The sequence below is a fragment of the Morganella sp. B601 genome, assembly GCF_051172335.1.
GTDB classification, from domain to species: Bacteria; Pseudomonadota; Gammaproteobacteria; order Enterobacterales; family Enterobacteriaceae; genus Morganella; species Morganella morganii.
The window spans coordinates 273,635-292,072 of record NZ_JBPIZE010000005.1; the positions used below are offsets into that span (position 1 = coordinate 273,635).

General features: G+C 53.9%; 15 protein-coding genes and 1 pseudogene. 8 read left to right on the forward strand and 8 right to left on the reverse strand.

The window, feature by feature from the left end; all coding sequences use genetic code 11:
- Positions 1-17: 17 nt before the first annotated feature.
- Entirely contained in the window at positions 18-1,646 is a 1,629-nt protein-coding gene (locus tag ACSBQN_RS14745; RefSeq protein WP_024472780.1) for a DUF4139 domain-containing protein, read from the reverse strand.
- Positions 1,647-1,906: 260 nt separating this feature from the next.
- Between ACSBQN_RS14745 and ACSBQN_RS14750 the strand changes: the two genes are divergently transcribed.
- Both ACSBQN_RS14750 and ACSBQN_RS14755 read left to right on the forward strand, forming a co-directional pair.
- Complete coding sequence (locus ACSBQN_RS14750; protein WP_024472781.1) at positions 1,907-3,136, forward strand: MFS transporter; 1,230 nt, start codon at positions 1,907-1,909, stop codon at positions 3,134-3,136.
- A gap of 146 nt (positions 3,137-3,282) precedes the next feature.
- Positions 3,283-3,834 (forward strand): RNA 2'-phosphotransferase, encoded by a 552-nt coding sequence (locus ACSBQN_RS14755; RefSeq protein WP_024472782.1) that lies wholly within the window; start codon positions 3,283-3,285, stop codon positions 3,832-3,834.
- 6 nt (positions 3,835-3,840) lie between these two features.
- Here ACSBQN_RS14755 and fghA read toward each other — a convergent pair whose 3' ends face one another.
- The gene (gene fghA / locus ACSBQN_RS14760; RefSeq protein WP_024472783.1) at positions 3,841-4,671 is read right to left on the reverse strand and encodes an S-formylglutathione hydrolase; all 831 of its coding nucleotides are present in this window, start codon (positions 4,669-4,671) and stop codon (positions 3,841-3,843) included.
- Between the two features lie 21 nt (positions 4,672-4,692).
- Positions 4,693-5,802 carry an S-(hydroxymethyl)glutathione dehydrogenase/class III alcohol dehydrogenase gene (locus ACSBQN_RS14765; protein WP_004236057.1) on the reverse strand — a complete coding sequence of 370 codons (1,110 nt, stop codon included), beginning with the start codon at positions 5,800-5,802 and terminating at the stop codon, positions 4,693-4,695.
- Between the two features lie 130 nt (positions 5,803-5,932).
- Here ACSBQN_RS14765 and ACSBQN_RS14770 point away from each other — a divergent pair.
- Positions 5,933-6,088, forward strand: a pseudogene (locus tag ACSBQN_RS14770) (TetR family transcriptional regulator); the annotation flags it as partial.
- Between the two features lie 109 nt (positions 6,089-6,197).
- Here the strand turns inward: ACSBQN_RS14770 and ACSBQN_RS14775 are convergent.
- The 3 genes from ACSBQN_RS14775 to ACSBQN_RS14785 all read right to left on the reverse strand — a co-directional run bounded on the left by ACSBQN_RS14775 (position 6,198) and on the right by ACSBQN_RS14785 (position 8,080).
- Complete coding sequence (locus ACSBQN_RS14775; RefSeq protein WP_024472785.1) at positions 6,198-7,409, reverse strand: mechanosensitive ion channel family protein; 1,212 nt, start codon at positions 7,407-7,409, stop codon at positions 6,198-6,200.
- 112 nt (positions 7,410-7,521) lie between these two features.
- A complete protein-coding gene (locus ACSBQN_RS14780) occupies positions 7,522-7,866 on the reverse strand; it encodes a hypothetical protein (RefSeq protein ID WP_024472786.1) in 345 nt (114 codons plus the stop codon).
- Positions 7,811-8,080 carry a toxin-activating lysine-acyltransferase gene (locus tag ACSBQN_RS14785; RefSeq protein ID WP_152696838.1) on the reverse strand — a complete coding sequence of 90 codons (270 nt, stop codon included), beginning with the start codon at positions 8,078-8,080 and terminating at the stop codon, positions 7,811-7,813. The genes ACSBQN_RS14780 and ACSBQN_RS14785 overlap by 56 nt, the downstream gene beginning before the upstream one ends.
- Positions 8,081-8,253: 173 nt before the next feature.
- Between ACSBQN_RS14785 and ACSBQN_RS14790 the strand changes: the two genes are divergently transcribed.
- Positions 8,254-9,612, forward strand: coding sequence for an Nramp family divalent metal transporter (locus ACSBQN_RS14790; protein WP_318668542.1), 1,359 nt, complete (start codon positions 8,254-8,256; stop codon positions 9,610-9,612).
- Between the two features lie 38 nt (positions 9,613-9,650).
- Here ACSBQN_RS14790 and yqeB read toward each other — a convergent pair whose 3' ends face one another.
- Both yqeB and yqeC read right to left on the reverse strand, forming a co-directional pair.
- Positions 9,651-11,267: a selenium-dependent molybdenum cofactor biosynthesis protein YqeB gene (gene yqeB / locus ACSBQN_RS14795; protein ID WP_024472788.1), complete on the reverse strand. Its 1,617-nt coding sequence runs from the start codon at positions 11,265-11,267 to the stop codon at positions 9,651-9,653.
- Positions 11,268-11,307: 40 nt separating this feature from the next.
- Positions 11,308-12,123: a selenium cofactor biosynthesis protein YqeC gene (yqeC, locus tag ACSBQN_RS14800; RefSeq protein WP_024472789.1), complete on the reverse strand. Its 816-nt coding sequence runs from the start codon at positions 12,121-12,123 to the stop codon at positions 11,308-11,310.
- A gap of 146 nt (positions 12,124-12,269) precedes the next feature.
- On the opposite strand from yqeC, the gene ACSBQN_RS14805 reads away from it, so the two are divergent.
- The 4 genes from ACSBQN_RS14805 (at position 12,270) to ygfM (ending at position 18,437) form a co-directional block, all read left to right on the forward strand.
- Entirely contained in the window at positions 12,270-12,821 is a 552-nt protein-coding gene (locus ACSBQN_RS14805) for an NTP transferase domain-containing protein (protein WP_036408568.1), read from the forward strand.
- Positions 12,822-13,166: 345 nt separating this feature from the next.
- A complete protein-coding gene (ygfK, locus tag ACSBQN_RS14810; RefSeq protein WP_036408566.1) occupies positions 13,167-16,277 on the forward strand; it encodes a putative selenate reductase subunit YgfK in 3,111 nt (1,036 codons plus the stop codon).
- 2 nt (positions 16,278-16,279) lie between these two features.
- Entirely contained in the window at positions 16,280-17,605 is a 1,326-nt protein-coding gene (gene ssnA / locus ACSBQN_RS14815; RefSeq protein ID WP_024472792.1) for a putative aminohydrolase SsnA, read from the forward strand.
- A 58-nt stretch (positions 17,606-17,663) separates the two neighbouring features.
- Positions 17,664-18,437, forward strand: a complete 774-nt coding sequence (gene ygfM / locus ACSBQN_RS14820; protein ID WP_024472793.1) for a molybdopterin-dependent oxidoreductase FAD-binding subunit — start codon at positions 17,664-17,666, stop codon at positions 18,435-18,437.
- Position 18,438: the final 1 nt, after the last annotated feature.

Below are 18,438 nucleotides of genomic sequence, written 5' to 3' on the forward strand. Positions count from 1 at the left end.
TTTTTCTGCTGCGATAATTATAAACCGCTGATGGGTTTTTCTTTCGGATATTTCAGTGTGTAACTCAGCGGCAGTTCCATTACCTGCTGCGGCTTCAGTTCCACTTTCCATTCCACCTCACCGGTCTGTTTATTAACGGTCCCTTCTCCGGTTTTAACATCTTTCACCAGGATATTGGTATCCTGACTGACCGGGATCTGATCAAAAACCGTTACCACCAGCGGCGCTTTGGCGAAAGATGACAGGGTAATCATATAGCCTTCGCTCTGTTCAACCGCAGAGCCCAGAATACCCGGCTGTTTTGTCAGCTTACTGTCCACTTTACGGCTGACCTGAATATCTTTATTCATGCCGAACGGCAGTTCCAGCTCATTAGTTATCAGGCCGGAATCGATATAAGTCTGCCCGATATAACGGTTATCAAAATAGATATTCGCCTTACCGCTGAGCAGATTCAGCGCCGGTGCGTTTTCCACAACCGCCTGTAAATACACATGTTCGTCCATCTTAGGCCGTGTGATATAACGGTATTTTCCGTCCAGCGCCGTCTGTTTGATCGTCAGTGAGCGCGACTCCGCAACGGACGGCAGGGAGTACGGTTTATCAATGCGGTATGTCAGGCTGATACCGTTACTCTCTGCGGTAACAAACGACGAGATCCCGCCGGCAGGGGCTTGTTTCGCTGAGCGGTTGCGGCTGTACTCCTTCTTGTCCTCCGCCATCATAGCCACCGGGGCAGGCGCCATTTCCCCCATCACCGCATACTCATTGATCAGTGACAGATACTGCGGATAAAGTTGCGGCGGGGCAATACTCTGTACCGGGTCGGCGGATGACAGCACCAGATCCACCTGATCCCAGTCAATACCGGTGTTCTGGATCACATCCGCTTTGTAGGTCAGCATCACCGGCTTATCCATACCGGCGCTGCGGATATCATAGGACGGCGCCCAGGCCGCATCCGGCGTGATATAGTCGATATCCAGTTCCGCTGTCACCGCTTTTTTCGCGGACACATTCAGCACCAGCTGTGTGCGGCGCTCCTTAAACTGTGTGACTTTCTCTTCATACTGCGCTTTCAGCAGTGCCAGTGCCTCGGTTTTTTCTTTGATTTGCCGGGAATATTCCAGCTGTTCCGCATAGATTTTTGCCATCTGAGTGCGGATAAAATCCAGCTTCTGCACAGATTGCTCCTGTGTCAGCGGCGCACCGCCGGTGCCGAAGAAATCCTGATCACGCAGCAGACCCAGCTGCTCGTTATTCACTTCCGTCTGCATATTCAGCTGCTGAATCGCCAGATCCTGCTCCTCAATCTGCGCCTTCATGGCATTGATTTCGTCTGAATACGCCGGTTTTTCAATTTCGCTGCGCAGATTGACGGACTGAATGATGACATCATCATTATTCAGCATAACGGATAAGCTGCCGGGATTAATATTTCCGGCCACATTGGTCAGGATCACATCACTGTCACCGGCAGGCAGATTCAGCGTTGCGCTGTTGCTCAGCTCTGCCCCGCGCAGGAAAATCGTGGCTTTGTTAAGTTTTACATCCTGAACAATCACATTCGGTTTGCCCGCCGCCGCGGCTGTTACCGCCATACCGGCGATCAGCAGGGTACTTTTAACGCCAAAGGTTAATGCCATTACTTAACTCCCTGATTATTATCATCACGATTCCGGCACCGTATACCGGCAGACCGCTGTGTACACCATAACTCACCATAGTAGAACAGCTGCGGTAACGAAGATAACGGAATAACCTGAAAAGCGCGGCTGTCCGCCGTTTGCCGGGCTTTTTATATGTTACCGTCTCTTTAAAACGGTATTTTATGATTAACATTTGTACGTTTATTGTTTAGTATACTAAACACATTTTCTTCTGACGGATAAAAAAGGTCGCAACCATGACGACACTCCGGACACACACGGCAGCACCTGCCACTTCACGTAACAAGTTGTTATGGATAGCCGGGATGGGCTGGACATTTGACGCCATGGATGTCGGGCTGCTGGCATTTCTGCTGGCCGCCTTACAGGCAGACTGGGGGCTGAGTGCCGCACAGCTCGGCTGGATCGGCAGTCTTAATGCAGCCGGGATGGCGGTCGGTGCCTTTGTTTTTGGTCTGATGGCAGACAGAAAAGGCCGCAAACCGGTGTTTATTCTCACTCTGCTGCTGTTCAGTCTGGGATCCGGACTGACCGCTGTCGCCGGTTCGCTGGCCGTGGTGCTGGTACTACGCTTTTTCATCGGTATGGGACTGGGCGGAGAGCTGCCGGTAGCCTCCACGCTGGTCAGTGAGAGCGTGGCCCCTCACGAACGCGGCCGTGTGGTTGTGCTGCTGGAAAGCTTCTGGGCCGTGGGCTGGCTGATTGCGGCACTGATTGCCTATTATGTTATCCCTGATTACGGCTGGCGCACGGCGATGCTGCTCAGCGCCCTGCCTGCGCTGTATGCCCTGTGGCTGCGGGCAAAGCTGCCGGAGCCGGTATCCCGCTATACCGCGCAGGAGCGCCCGAAACTCACCATTGCGCAATCGATGGCACTGATCTGGTCGCCGCAATACCGCCGTGCCACCCTGATGCTGTGGATCCTGTGGTTCTGTGTCGTGTTTTCCTATTACGGCATTTTTCTCTGGCTGCCGGGCGTGGCAATCCTCAAGGGATTCAGTCTGATAAAAAGCTTTCAGTATGTGCTGATCATGACACTCGCCCAACTGCCCGGCTATTTCAGTGCCGCCTGGCTTATCGAGCGTTACGGCCGCAAATTCGTGCTGGTCACCTATCTCGCCGGAACAGCAATCAGTGCTTACGGGTTCAGTTGCGCGGAAACCGCCACGGCACTGGTCATTTCGGGCATGCTGCTCTCATTCTTTAATCTCGGCGCCTGGGGCGCGCTCTACGCCTACACGCCGGAGCAGTATCCGGACAGTGTCCGCGCCACCGGTGCCGGTACCGCCACCGCAATCGGTCGGATAGGCGGGATCCTCGGCCCTCTTCTGGCCGGTTACCTGATTCAGTATCAATTTGCTGTCAGCACGATTTTCCTGATCTTCAGTGCCGCGGTGGTTATCGCCATTCTCTCCGTCATTTTCCTTGGCGCGGAAACCCGTAACCGCGAACTCAGTACTATTTAAACCCCATCCTGACGGCGGTTATTCCGCCGTCAGAGCCTGATGCAGCGCATAGTTATCGCTGTCATTCCTCCCTTTTACCGCAACAGACGCGTATAATTCAGCCATTATGTCACTGCCGGATCGCCGGCGAAAACCGTAAAAAGACAATGAATCAATACGATAAAATCAGTAAATTTCTGAGTTATGTCCTGCGGCACCAGCCGGACTCCGTCGGGATCCGCCTCGACAATGAAGGCTGGACAGATATCACCGTGCTCCTGCGTCAGGCCGCTGCTCACGGCACACCGTTTGACCGTGAAACGCTGGGAAAGGTGGTGGAAACCAACGACAAAAAGCGGTTTACGATCTCATCCGACGGCATGTATATCCGCGCGGCACAGGGGCATTCCGCCGGGCAGGTGGCGATCGATTACCCGCCGCAGACACCGCCGGATATTCTGTATCACGGCACGGCTATCCGGTTTATCAGTGATATCTGTGAACTGGGGCTGATTGCCGGATCACGGCACTATGTACACCTCAGCGCGGATGAAGATACCGCACTGGCTGTCGGTGCCCGTCACGGCAAACCGGTGGTGCTCACCATTGCCGCCGGGGAGATGCATAAAACCGGTTATCCGTTCTATCTGGCGGATAACGGCGTCTGGCTGACGCCGCATGTACCGATTAAATACCTGTCGCAGAAAAAACCCGGCTGACCGGGTTTATGCGTTAAGACGTGCTGCATGCCACGCGATATGATCCGCGATAAAACTCGCAATGAAGTAATAGCTGTGATCATAACCGGCATGCACACGGATGGTGTGCGGGATATTGTGTGTTTCGCAGGCGGATTTCAGTAACCCGGTTTTCAGCTGCTTACTGAAGAAGGTATCGGCAAGTCCCTGATCAACCAGTACATCCGTCACCCGGTGGCCGGATTCAATCAGTTTCACCGCATCATACTGCTCCCACGCCGCTTTATCCTCTCCCAGATAGGCAGAGAAGGCTTTTTCGCCCCACGGCACCTGTGACGGTGACACAATCGGCGCGAATGCCGACACGCTGAGAAATGCATCCGGATTACGCAGCGCCAGCACCAGTGCGCCGTGCCCGCCCATCGAGTGCCCGCAGATACCGCGTTTTTCCGATGTACCGAAATGCCCGGTTATCAGCGTGTGCAGCTCATTCAGAATATAGTCATACATCTGATAATGCGCTTTCCACGGCTCCTGTGTGGCATTGACATAAAACCCGGCGCCCTGGCCGAGATCGTACTCTTTATCATCCGCCACCTGACTGCCGCGCGGACTGGTATCCGGCGCGACAATCACCAGACCGTGCTCCGCCGCATAACGCTGCGCCCCGGCTTTGGTGATAAAATTCTGCTCGTTGCAGGTCAGCCCGGAAAGCCAGTACAGCACCGGACATTTCTCTGTTTTTGCCTGCGGCGGCAGAAACACGGAAAAGGTCATCGGCGTACCGGTCACCGCAGAATGGTGACGCCAGACTTCCTGGCTGCCGCCGAAACAGGCGTGATGTTCAATCCGTTCCATATTATCTCCCTGAATACGTTATCAGTAATGAATGACGGTGCGGATGGATTTACCGTCGTGCATCAAATCAAAAGCTTCATTGATTTTATCCAGTTCCATGGTGTGGGTGACGAACGGTGCCAGCTCAATTTTACCGCTCATGGCATCTTCCACCATTCCCGGCAACTGGGTACGCCCTTTCACGCCGCCGAACGCCGTGCCTTTCCAGACCCGGCCGGTGACCAGCTGGAACGGACGGGTTGAAATCTCTTTTCCGGCACCCGCCACCCCGATAATTACCGACTGCCCCCAGCCGCGGTGCGCACTTTCCAGCGCCGAGCGCATCACATTGACATTGCCGATACATTCAAAGGTATGATCCACACCCCATTTGGTCATTTCGACCAGCACCTGCTGGATCGGTTTGTCATAATCATTGGGGTTAATGCAGTCTGTGGCGCCGAACTGTTTTGCCAGCTCAAACTTGGACGGATTGGTATCAATAGCAAAGATGCGCCCCGCTTTTGCCTGACGTGCGCCCTGCACCACGGCCAGCCCGATACCGCCGAGGCCGAATACCGCCACAGAATCCCCTTCCTGTACCTTCGCGGTATTGTGTACCGCGCCGATCCCGGTGGTCACGCCGCAGCCGAGCAGACAAACCTGCTCCGCATTGGCCTGCGGATTGATTTTCGCCAGTGAGACTTCCGCCACAACGGTATATTCGCTGAATGTCGAGCAGCCCATATAGTGATAGAGCGGCTGACCGTTATACGAAAAACGGCTGGTGCCGTCCGGCATCACGCCTTTACCCTGTGTTTCGCGGACTGCAACACAGAGGTTGGTTTTACCGGAGGTACAGAAATCACACTCACCACACTCGGCTGTGTACAGCGGGATCACATGGTCGCCCGGTTTCACACTGGTCACGCCCTCGCCAACCTCAACCACCACCCCGGCACCTTCATGGCCGAGCACCACCGGGAACAGACCTTCCGGGTCATCACCGGAAAGCGTGTAGGCATCGGTATGGCATACCCCGGTGTGACTGATTTTCACCAGCACTTCACCTTTCTTCGGCGGTGCCACATCAATTTCAACAATTTCAAGGGGTAAACCCGGCCCGAAGGCGACTGCTGCGCGTGATTTCATAACGGTTCCTCTGTGTCTGAGGCTTATCATGGCAGGCGATAAGCACGAATGCCGTCCACCATACCGCACAACAGCGCTGCCTGTATAGCGCAGGTAGCAGGTGGCCACCACCACGGAAGCCGCAACCGCGCCGGTGGCACCGGACGAAAACCTGCCGCCGTTATTGCGGGTAGCGCTGCAAATTATGGACAGTGATGATGGAGAGCAGGCCTTTCTGCACGGCCTGGAGAGTCTGATTCGGGGATTTGAGGTGCAGCTTACCAACTCAGGACAGAGCCAGCGATAACGGGTAAAGGAAACGAAAAGCATGCGCGTCATGGATGACGCGCCTGAGCGTACAGGGATGTATTTACAGCGACTTTTCGTTTTTGCCCGTTATCAGCGGGCGGGACGCATCACCGTCCTGCTCTGTAACGCAGATTCGCCAGATCATGGCCGGACGGTTGCTGGTAAATATCCAGCCGGAAATATTTTGCCGACGCATTCACATATTCAAATATCTGCGACTGAGTTTCCTCATAATCAACCCAGGTGGTGGAGCGGGTAAAACAGTATATTTCAACCGGCAATCCCTCCGGTGTCGGCGACATGGTTCTGATCACCAGATACATATCCGCCCGCACATCACCGCGCAATTTTATCCAGTTAAGAAGATATTTGCGGAACAGCTGTAAATTAGTGACCCCTTTTGCGGCCATCCACTCTTTTACGTCATCATAACCGGTATTTTCCGCCAGTATTTCATCCAGTGACTGACGAAATGACTCCTGATTCCGTAGCTCCGTTAATAACGTTTCATCAGCAAACGATACTGAGGACTGATCAATATAAAAACTGCGTTTAATACGGCGGCCGCCGGAAGAGAACATCGGCTGCCAGTTGGTGTATTTTTCGGTCAGGAAATCTTTTGTCGGGATCCGTGAGATCGTATTATCCCAGTTGCGGACAGTAATGGTATGCAGTGCAATATCAATCACTTCACCGCTGATATTACTGCCGGGCAATTCTATCCAGTCATACAGTTTCAGCACCTTACCGTTGGAGACCAGAATATTGGCCACAAAGGATAATAAGGTGTGCTGAAAGACAAACATCAGAACAGCTGCAACAGCACCGAAACCGGAAATAATAATCAGCGGCGACTGCGAGGTCATTAACGCAATAATCAGGATAAAGGAAACAATCCACACCCCGATTTTGGCAATTTCAATATACCCCTTTATCGAGCTGTTACGGTACGATGAACGCCCGGTATGGCGCAGGATAAAGATATCCAGCCCGTCATTAACCAGTGAAGCCAGATTAATAATCAGGAATGCGCTGCATACGGTATTAAACAGAATATTCATTTCTGCCGAAAAGGTCGGCAGCATCTTATTAATGTACAGTACCAGCGTGACAGCCACGACAGAGGCACTTTTCTTGGCAATACTGTGGATCATGCTGTCGTCAGTCAGGTTAGTAAATAACGACAACAAACGTTTTGCCACGCGCAGAAATATAAGCCGCCCGAGAAACCAGGTGACCAGCAGAATAACCACCAGAATCACCGCTGATAAAACGGCGCTCGCGGTAATAAAATCATATAATTCAGATAATTTTTCCATCATATCTCACAGCATACATCAAAATATCAGCAATAGAGTCTGACACAGGTAAAATATGTGTGTTTGATTACAGGTGATATCAGGCTGTTACCGGTTATTCCCGGCGGGAAATTCAGGATTTTTTCTGCGGCTCACAGACCATATGCCCCGGTGATTCCGGATTCAGATCACGGGTGCCGAAGCGGCGGACAGAATAATCAGAGCGGATACAGTGATAAACCCGGCCTGATGCGGCAGAGGATACCGTAAAATCAATATTCCGCTTACCGGTAACGGACGGCGGATTTTCTTTAATATTGCTGATGGTGAGATCTGATATATCCCCCACCTGAAAATCGCGGTTAATCGCAGCCTGTGCATGCATTTTCAGGGAATCCGGCGTATAGACAGGATAAATATTCTCATCGGCACATCCTGCCGCTGATAAAATAATGAGCGCCACGGCGATTCTTTTCATTTCTGCTCCTGTGAATTCTGTTGTGCTTTTTGCGGAAACACCGATCCGGAAAAATCGTGCCCATCATAAGCTCTGCCATCTCATTATTCTCGTCAGAAGGGGCTATCCGGTCAAATAACCAGATACGGTCAACACTGCGCAACTGCTGATACAGATCTGATTCATCACATCCCGCCAGAAACGGGGCATAAACCGTGTATTTGCCGATTTTCATGTCTCTTCCTTTTGCACAGAGTCTGCTCAGAGAGGGTAGCGTATTACGGGAAGTCCAGTACCCGGTATCATCCGAAATCCGCCGGTACCGCGATCGCACAATTGTGATAATCCCGCATCGCGATAAGGGATATAGTGATAATAATTCTCATTACGATCACTGACGGATTTATCATGCTGAATACACCGCAACTCAGTCTGGCTGAAATCAATAATACCGTGCCGGTTGCCGGGGCAAAATCCGGTTTTCTGCGCAAGCTGTTTGCCTTTTCCGGCCCGGGTGCACTGGTGGCGGTGGGATATATGGATCCCGGAAACTGGATCACCTCGATTCAGGGCGGTGCGCTGTACAGTTATCTGCTGCTGTCGGTGATTTTGCTGTCCAGCCTGATTGCGATGCTGTTACAGGCAATGTGCGCAAAACTCGGGATCGTCACCGGCCAGGATCTGGCGCAGGCTACCCGGGCACGGGTCGGGCCGAAGCTGGCGGCGCTGTTGTGGATCACCACGGAACTGGCGATTATGGCGACCGAGATTGCGGAGGTGATCGGCAGTGCGGTGGCACTGAACCTGCTGTTCGGCATTCCGCTGATGGCCGGTGTGCTGCTGACAGTACTGGATGTATTTCTGCTGCTGGTGCTGATGAAACTCGGTTTCCGCAAAATCGAAGCTTTTGTGTTTGTCCTGATCTTAACGATTTTCCTGATTTTTGCCTACGAGGTGATGCTGTCGGACCCGGACATGGGTGCAGTATTGCGCGGCTTTATTCCGTCGGAGAAAATCTTCACCGCCACACTGGCCGGGCAGGATTCCGCCCTGCTGATCGGGCTGGGGATTGTCGGTGCCACCGTGATGCCGCACAACCTCTATCTTCACTCTTCTATTGTGCAGAGCCGCCAGTATGACCGCCGCAGTGAAGCCGGGCTGCGCGAGGCGATCCGCTTTGCGACTATTGATTCCAATATCCAGCTCGGGTTTTCATTTATTATCAACTGTCTGCTGCTGGTGCTGGGTGCGGCGCTGTTTTTCGGTAACGACCCGTCTGACCTCGGGCGTTTCACCCAGCTGTATGACGCGCTGCAGAATCCGGGTATCGTCGGCGGTATCGCCAGTGCCACACTCTCCGCACTGTTCGCGGTGGCGCTGCTCGCCTCCGGGCAGAACGCCACAATCACCGGTACACTGACCGGGCAGATTGTGATGGAAGGCTTTATTCATCTGCAACTGCCGGTGTGGCTGCGCCGGGTGATCACCCGTGGCCTGGCGGTGATCCCGGTGATTATCTGTATTTACCTGTGGGGGGATCGCGAGGATGTGGTGGAAAGTCTGCTGATTTACACCCAGGTGTTTCTGAGTATCGCCCTGCCGTTCTCAATGATCCCGCTGCTGCTGATGACCTCGAGCAAAAAAATCATGGGGGTGTTTGTGAACTCGCGGCTGACGATCATACTCGGAACGGTGTCCGCTGTGGTGCTGGTGATCCTTAATTTACAATTGATCCGGGAAGTGGCCGGGATGCTGTTCCGTGCCTGAATAATCCGGGTACGGTGCCGTCCCCGGAAAATCTGTGATCAGCACTTCGGTGCGCTGTCCATCTTATTCAGCCGTGTCATGATGGCCTCCAGTACCCCGCCGCCGATAGCGCGGGCTTTGTCAGAAACCGAACGGAAGTCCGCCAGTGCGCCGCGCGGGTCAACGTCAGCGATTTTAAACCCTTCCGGAACACACAGCCCTTCATTAAGCAGGCCGCGTACCATGCCGTCCATCGGCGAGAGAATTTCTGTGTCACCGATACGGGCAATAACATCCCCTTCGTGTACCAGATCGCCGATATTCACATGGCGCGTCATCATGCCGCTGTGCGGTGCGCGTAACACGCGTTCGGTGGTTTTGCCGTTGATATTGCCCGGAATACCGGTATTCGGTGCCGCGCTGCCATGGGTGATCACCCGTCCGAGGTGATGACCGCGCTGGGTTTCAATCACCGCATCACAGTCCACGCCGGCCTCAAAACCCGGTCCGAGGGCAATGGTGCAGGGTGCCATCTTGCGGTGGGTACCGGCAACATTGCGTTTGGCGATAATGGCATCCACCACCACATCCGGGTGCAGCGCCGGTAACAGTTCGCCGTGTTCGTCCGCCAGCACCGGAATAGCACCTTCTTTCAGGTAGCGGTTTACTTCATCAATATCATGAGCATAGCGGGCACAGACTCCTTCCACGCAGCTTTCGCCGTCATAGAGCGCCTGGGCGAAAGAGACTGTACAGCGGATCACAGTCGGTTTGCAGACATCCAGCATCACCACTTCAAAACCGCTGTGATACAGGCGTAATGCCACGCCGGTTGCCAGGTCGCCCGCGCCGCGGATCACCACGCGTTTTGCTCTGCGGGCTTCTGCCGGGTTCTGTTTCATTGCCCCGCCCGGGGCATCATTCATAACCTGCAGCAGCTCGGCCAGAATACTGACCGCGATTTCATGGGGCGTTTCCGCGCCGATATCATAGCCAACCGGCGCATGAAGCCGGGAGAGCTGTGCATCAGATACACCGGATTCGCTTAATTGTTTAGTGAATGTCTGTACTTTGCGGCGGCTGCCGAGTAATCCGAGGTATTTTAACGGCTTGTCGATAAGGCAGTTGAGAGATTCGAGATCCTGGCTGTTAGTGGCGATAATCACATAATCTTCCGGCTGCGGATCCAGCTGATTCACCGCATCGGTAAATGAAGGTGCGTGCCACAGGCGGGTTGACGGCGGGAACAGATCCGGCTCCAGATTGCCGGCATATACATCCGCCACATGAATATCGATATTCAGAAAAGCCGCCAGCTGTGCAATGGCACGGTTGACGTGACCACCGCCGAGCAGGATCAGACGCGGGCGCACACCATGAACCGCGATATACACCGACATCGCGCCGCCGCAGTCAGAGCCGACAGCATGCTGCCCGTTGCGGGCCATCCGGCCGTGGAACATACGGGAGCGCCCTTCATGAAGTGCGTCGATCGCCTCTTCAATCACTTTACGCTCCACCATGCCGCCGCCGATGGTACCGATGGTTCTTCCGTCTCCCAGCACCAGCATTTGCGCACTGTGGCGGGGAGTACTGCCTGAGCATTCAATAATTTCTGCCATGGCAAACGGGCAATTCTTCTCAACCAACTTCGCTGCTTCGGTAAAAATTTTCATAAACAGACCTCAATGGATATCCCTGCATTTATCATTGATATTATTGTCGCTGCAATATATGTGTAATTGCGGGATCTTCCCTGACGGCACCGAACCATACTGCGTTCAGGGGAGTGCCGCGGATCCAGTCTGCCAGTATATCCGGCGAAAAATTCTCATTTTGAGAAAAGCGGTTTATCAGCCAGATCCGTAATGCGTCCGGTGGTGCTGATTTCCACATCCCCTGCGGATGCCGGATCAGGCGGCTTATCGCCCCCAAATCCAGCGTATCACCGCTGTTTAAGCCGGTAACGGCAGAGAAATGTGACCACCGGTGAACATTGTCAGGCCCGACGGGGGCCCCCAGAAGCCGGCCATCCGTCACAGCAATAACACAATCACTGTAATCAGGTATGCAAGGTTCATGCTCAGCCGGCGCTTTTATGCCAAAACCGCGAGCTCCGTCAGCTTCGGCTAAAATAACATCAACGGCATTTTGTTCCGCCAGGGCGTTAATATCAGCTGAGGAAAAGCCGCGAACCTTATTACTCTGCGGGTTCCAGCCGGTATAACAGGCAAATGAGCCTCTGTTTGTGACCGCATCAGGCAGGCGGACCGGATGACAGGCGAGAATGACCGGAAACCCTTCGCGGGGCAGAAACATATGGGTGGTGGTGGTGATCATCACCTTTTTCCCTAATTGAGAAAAAGCCTGTGCCAGCCAGAACAGACAGCTGGTTTTGCCGCCTGCCCCGACAATACTGATCACCATTGCATGGCCGCCCGGATGTGTATCACATAACCGGCGCAGCGGTTCAGGTATAGTGGCGCAACTTCGGACAGGGATCTGTGTATTGAGGGCCGTTGTCATCGTCATTACCGAATCCTTTGAATATCAGTCACTTTCAATATTTATCAGCGGAGTTTATACCCATTATGCCGTCTCACCCGACCTCAGCCGATACCGCTTTATCTTATTTATCAGTCCGGGAGCCGCTTTGCCCGCAGGAAACGGACTGCATAATGACGGCGGCCGGGCTCTCCTCACGGATGGGTGAGTGGAAAATGATGCTGCCGTGGGGCAGCGGCGGTGCCACTCTGCTGGATGCCAGTCTGTCGAATGCACTGCGCTTTTGTCACCGGGTCCTGCTGGTGACCGGCTTTCGCGGCGCGGAACTGGCTGCGCGTTATCAGTCCGTAAAACGCATTCAGATTCTGCATAATCCGGACTATGAAACCGGGCTGCTCTCCTCGCAGCGCCTGGCCGCACAGGCGGTGACCAGCGAATACTGTTTTCTCACCCACGGTGATGTGCCGTTTCTCACGCCTGAGATCTGGCAGACCCTGTGGACGGAACGCGGTGATACCGCACTCCTTCCCTGTTACAAGCAAGTTCCGGGCCACCCCGTGCTGCTTTCCCGTACATGTCTGCTCGCCGCACTGTCACAACCGGCGGGCAACACCATGAAAAAACGGCTGCTGGCCGGCCCCCACGCTTTCCTCAATATGCAGAGTGATGCGGTTATTACCGACATCGATACCCCGGAGGCTTATCAGCAACATTATCGCGGGTAATCCGGTTGTACACTATTACATTCATCCCATTAATAACATTAACTGTTAACATCACTTTCCCATTATCAATGTGATACATTTTTTCTTTTTTTTGAGAATCTTATTCACATGTTAATCCCATGGTAATAAAGATCTTTTTTATTGATTCATATTCTCATTTAGCGCTGTGCGAACTGTTTCACACTTTGACATTAAGATTAGATTTGTCTCACATTTTTTTATTTCTCTGAACGCCAAATCCGCAGCCTTAAACAATCCTGGCGTAATTGTTGCAACTGTGAGTGCATACAGTTGCATGTCCGGCACCACCGGCATGCCCCCTCATATTGCAGCAAGGAGAGTTTTATGGGAGATATAATGCGTCCCGTCCCGTTCGGCGAACTTCTGAACCGGATCTTTGAAGAATATAAGGCGAGCCGTTCCATTTTTGGTATCAATGAACGGCAGTTTTACCGCAGAGAACATCAGCATCCTCTGATGTCTGTCTTCGGTGAAACCTGCGAGACGCCGATCGGCCCTGCGGCCGGTCCCCATACTCAGCTTGCTCAGAATATTGTGGTTTCCTGGCTGACCGGCGGCCGTTTTATCGAGGTGAAAACCGTTCAGATCCTCGATGAACTTGAGCTCGAAAAGCCGTGTATCGATGCTCAGGACGAATGTTTCAACACCGAATGGTCCACCGAATTTACCCTGCCGAAAGCCCACGACGAATATCTCAAAGCCTGGTTTGCCCTTCATTTATTAGAAGCGATTTTTGACCCGCGCACCAAAGGCGAGGCGAAATCCTTCATCTTTAATATGAGTGTCGGTTATAACCTGGAAGGGATTAAACAGCCGCGCATGCAGCAGTACATCCACGCCATGATGGATTCCTCACAGCTGCCGGTCTTCGCGAAATACCGTGAGGAAATGAAAGCCTTTATTTCCCGTCCGGGCTTCCTGAAAGAGCTGGGTCTGGAGGATCGCAAAGCGGATCTGCTGGCCATGGCTGACCGCGTGCCGGGGGATTTATCCAAAGGCGTGACCCTCTCCACCATGCACGGCTGCCCGCCGGATGAGATTGAGGCTATCTGCCGCTACATGCTGGAAGAGAAACACATCAATACCTATGTGAAGCTGAACCCGACACTGCTCGGCTTCCCGCGTGTCCGTGAAATTCTCGACACCTGCGGCTTTGATTACATCGGGCTGAGTGAGGAATCGTTCTCTCATGACCTGAAACTGGATCGTGCCCTGGAAATGTTACAGCGCCTGATGGACCTGGCGAAGGAAGTGGATCGCGGTTTCGGGGTCAAGCTGACCAACACCCTCGGTACCATCAATAATAAAGGGCGTCTGCCGGGCGGTGAGATGTATATGTCAGGCCGCGCCCTGTTCCCGCTCTCCATCAACGTAGCCGCGCTGCTCTCCCGTCATTTTGACGGCAAACTGCCGATTTCTTACTCCGGCGGAGCCAGCAAGTTCAATATCCGCGATATTTTTGAATCCGGTATCCGCCCTATCACTATGGCAACTGACCTGCTGAAACCGGGCGGTTATATGCGCCAGACCGAGTGTCTGCGTGAGCTGGATGAGTCAGATGCGTGGGGCATGACGCAGATTGATACGGGTAAACTGAATGCACTGGCAGAACGCGCCGTCAGCATGGAATATACCCAGAAACACTGGAAATCAGACCAGGAAATCGACGCGGGCGGCCCGCTGCCGCTGACCGACTGTTATGTCGCACCGTGTGTGACCGCCTGTGCCATCAAACAGGATATTCCTGAGTATATCCGCCTGCTGGGCGAAGGCCGCTATGCGGATGCACTGGAACTGATTTACCAGCGCAACGCCCTGCCTGCCATCACCGGTCATATCTGTGATCACCAGTGCCAGTACAACTGTACCCGCCTGGATTACGAAAGTGCGCTGAATATCCGCGAACTGAAAAAAGTGGCGGTGGAAAAAGGCTGGAAAGAGTACAAAGCCCGCTGGCACAAACCGGCCGGTTCCGGTGATAAAAACCCGGTCGCGGTGATTGGTGCCGGTCCTGCCGGTCTGGCTGCCGGGTATTTCCTCGCCCGTGCCGGTCATCCGGTGACGGTATTTGAGAAAGAAGCCAATGCCGGTGGTGTGGTGGCGAATATCATCCCGCACTTCCGTATCCCGCGTGAAACTATTGAGCACGATATTCAGTTCGTCGCCGACCACGGCGTGAAATTTGAATACGGTTGTGACCCGCGTCTGACCGTCGATAAACTGCTGGAGCAGGGTTTCACCTATGTGCTGGTCGCGATAGGGACAGATAAAAACAGCGGCGTGAAACTCGCCGGTGATAACCGCAACGTCTATAAATCCCTGCCGTTCCTGCATGATTACAACAACAATGCGCCGCTGAAAATGGGCAAACATGTTGCCGTTATCGGTGCCGGTAACACCGCCATGGACTGCGCCCGTGCCGCCAAACGGATTGCCGGTGTGGAAGATGTGACGGTTATCTACCGCCGCTCTCAGGCGGAAATGCCTGCCTGGCCGGAAGAGTATGAAGAAGCGGTTGAAGATGATGTGAAATTCATGTTCCTGCACAATCCGGAGCAGTTCAATGCTGACGGCACCCTGCTGGTCCGCACCATGAAACTGGGTGAACCGGATGAGTCAGGCCGCCGCCGTCCGGTGGCGACAGAAGAGACTGTCTCCCTGAAAATCGACAGCGTGATCACCGCTATCGGCGAGCAGCAGGACTGCGAAGTACTGTCACAAATCGGCGTGCCGATGGGTGAGGACGGCTGGCCGGCAGTGTACCGCAACAGCGGTGAAACCACCCGCGCCAATGTGTTCCTGATTGGTGATGTCCAGAGCGGCCCGTCCTCTATCGTGGCGGCTATCGGTGATGCGGGTCGTGCGACGGATGCCATTCTGGAGCGCGAAAATATCCTCTCTCACTACAGCGACAAATACTGGCTCAATGTCGATCCGCAGGATATCACTGACCGCAAAGGCGCTATCGCTGTGCAGATGGTGGACAGCGACGATCGCGAGGCGTTCGTGAAACAGGAAGCAGAGCGCTGCCTGGAATGTAACTACATCTGTGCGAAATGTGTGGATGTGTGCCCGAACCGCGCCAACATTTCTGTGGCGATTCCGGGCTTCCGTAACCGTTATCAGACCCTGCACCTGGATGCGATGTGTAACGAGTGCGGCAACTGTGCCCAGTTCTGTCCGTGGCAGGGCAAGCCGTACAAAGACAAAGTCACTATCTTCAGTCTGCCGGAAGACTTCGAAAACAGCACCAACCCGGGCTTCCTGGCTGACGGCAGCACCTTTACTGTCCGCCTCGATGGCAAAGTCAGCAAATTACAATTGGGTGCTGACGGGGAATTCAGTCAGATTCCTCAGGAACTGGAAGAGATGTGCCGCATCATGAGCCATGTCCATAAACACTATCGTTATCTGTTAGGCCGGGTGGAGAAATAATTATGCTGATTCTGAAAAACGCCACCATCACTGAGTTCGAACCGGCGGGGATCCGCGAAGGGATCGATATCGCCATTGAGGGTGACAAAATTGCGGCTGTGGGTAACGGGCTTCATTCCCGTTACCCGGGCGCGGAAGTCAGAGAGATGAAAGGCAAACTGGTGATGCCGGGGATCGTCTGCTCCCATAACCATTTCTATTCCGGCCTGTCACGCGGCATCATGGCGAATATCGCGCCGAGCCCGGATTTTATCTCCACCCTGAAAAACCTGTGGTGGCGGCTCGACCGCGCGCTGGATGAGGAATCGCTTTATTACAGCGGCCTTATCTGCTCTCTCGAAGCGATTAAGAGCGGCTGTACCTCGGTGATTGACCATCACGCCTCACCAAACTATATCGCCGGCTCCCTGAAAACCCTGCGCGACGGTTTCCTGAAAGCCGGTCTGCGCGGCATGACCTGCTACGAAACCACTGACCGTAACGGCGGCCTGAAAGAGCTGGAAGCCGGAGTGGAAGAGAATATCGCCTTTGCGGAACTTATCGACAGCGAACGCAAAAGCGGTAAATCCCGCTATCTGGTGGAAGCACACATCGGGGCACACGCACCGTTTACCGTGGCGGATGAAGGTCTGAAAATGCTGCGCGAGGCGATTAAGAAAACCGGACGCGGCCTGCATATCCATGCAGCGGAAGACAGTTATGACGTCTCTTTCAGCCATGACAAATACGGCAAGGACCTGCTGATCCGCCTGGGTGAGTTTGATCTGATTGATGAAAAAACCCTGATCGCTCACGGCCTGTATCTTTCTTCCGCAGATATTGAGCTGCTGAATAAAAAAGATGGCTTCCTCGTCCACAACGCCCGTTCCAATATGAACAACCATGTCGGCTACAACCACCGCCTGGGTGACTACAACAACGTGGTACTCGGCACAGACGGTATCGGCTCCGATATGTTAGAAGAAATGAAGTTTGCCTTCTTTAAACACCGCGATGCAGGCGGTTCTATGTGGCCGGACAGCTTCACCCGCTTCCTGTGGAACGGTAACCGCTTACTGGCACGCAACTTCGGCAAACAATTCGGCCGCGTGGAAACCGGGTATCAGGCTGACCTGACTATCTGTGATTACACACCACCGACTCCGTTCACGGGGGATAACCTGCCGGGCCATCTGGCCTTCGGCTTAGGCTCCAACAGTGTGAACAGCGTGATGGTGGATGGTGTGATGGTGTATGAAAACCGTCAGTTCCCGTTCGATATCGAACCGCTCTTTGCAGAAGCACGCAAAGCCGCGAAAAAGATGTGGGCCCGGATGGACGCACTGTAATAAAAAACCATGGCCTGCGGCACTGCCGCAGGCCGGAAGAGCAATGTAGGGGTAACCCATGATCGAACAATTTTTCCGCCCTGCCACCTTAACGCAGGCAACTGAGCTGAAACAACGCTTTCAGGAAAATGCTGTCTGGTTTGCAGGCGGCAGTAAACTGAATGCGGTACCGACCAAAACTGACCGCACTGTCGCTATCTCACTGTCACTGCTGCCGCTGAAATCCATCGAGTGGCAGGACGGTATTCTGCGTATCGGCGCGGTTGTCACGCTGGAAGCGCTGCGGGAAAGCCCGCTGATCCCGCGTGCGCTGTATGACGCACTCGGTTTTGTCTATTCACGCCATATCCGTAACCAGGCCACCATCGGCGGGGAGATCGCCGCCTGTCAGCGCGAGCATGCGCTGCTGCCGGTGCTGCTGGTGCTGGATGCTCAGGTGCAGCTTGCCAGCAATGATGTGATCCCGCTGGAAAGCTATCTCGCCGCACCGGATGACCGCCTGATCACGCATCTGATTTTACAGGATCCGTTCCGCCGCTGCGCCACCCGTACTGTCCGCGAAACCGCTGACGGCTGGGCTGTGGTCACTGCCGCTGTCGCACTGACCGGTAATAATGAGCAGCGGATCGCCGTTGACGGTGTCGGTTGCGGTATCAGCCGTCTGCCGCAGGTTGAGGCGAAAAATCTCAGCGGGGAAGCGCTGGAGAAAGCCGTCAGTCAGGCCGTGAATCCGAAAGCGGATTTACTGGGCAGTGAAGAATATAAACGCTATATCACCGGAATTTTAGTTTCAGACCTGCTGACAGACTGCCGGCAAATGGGGGAGGAATAAG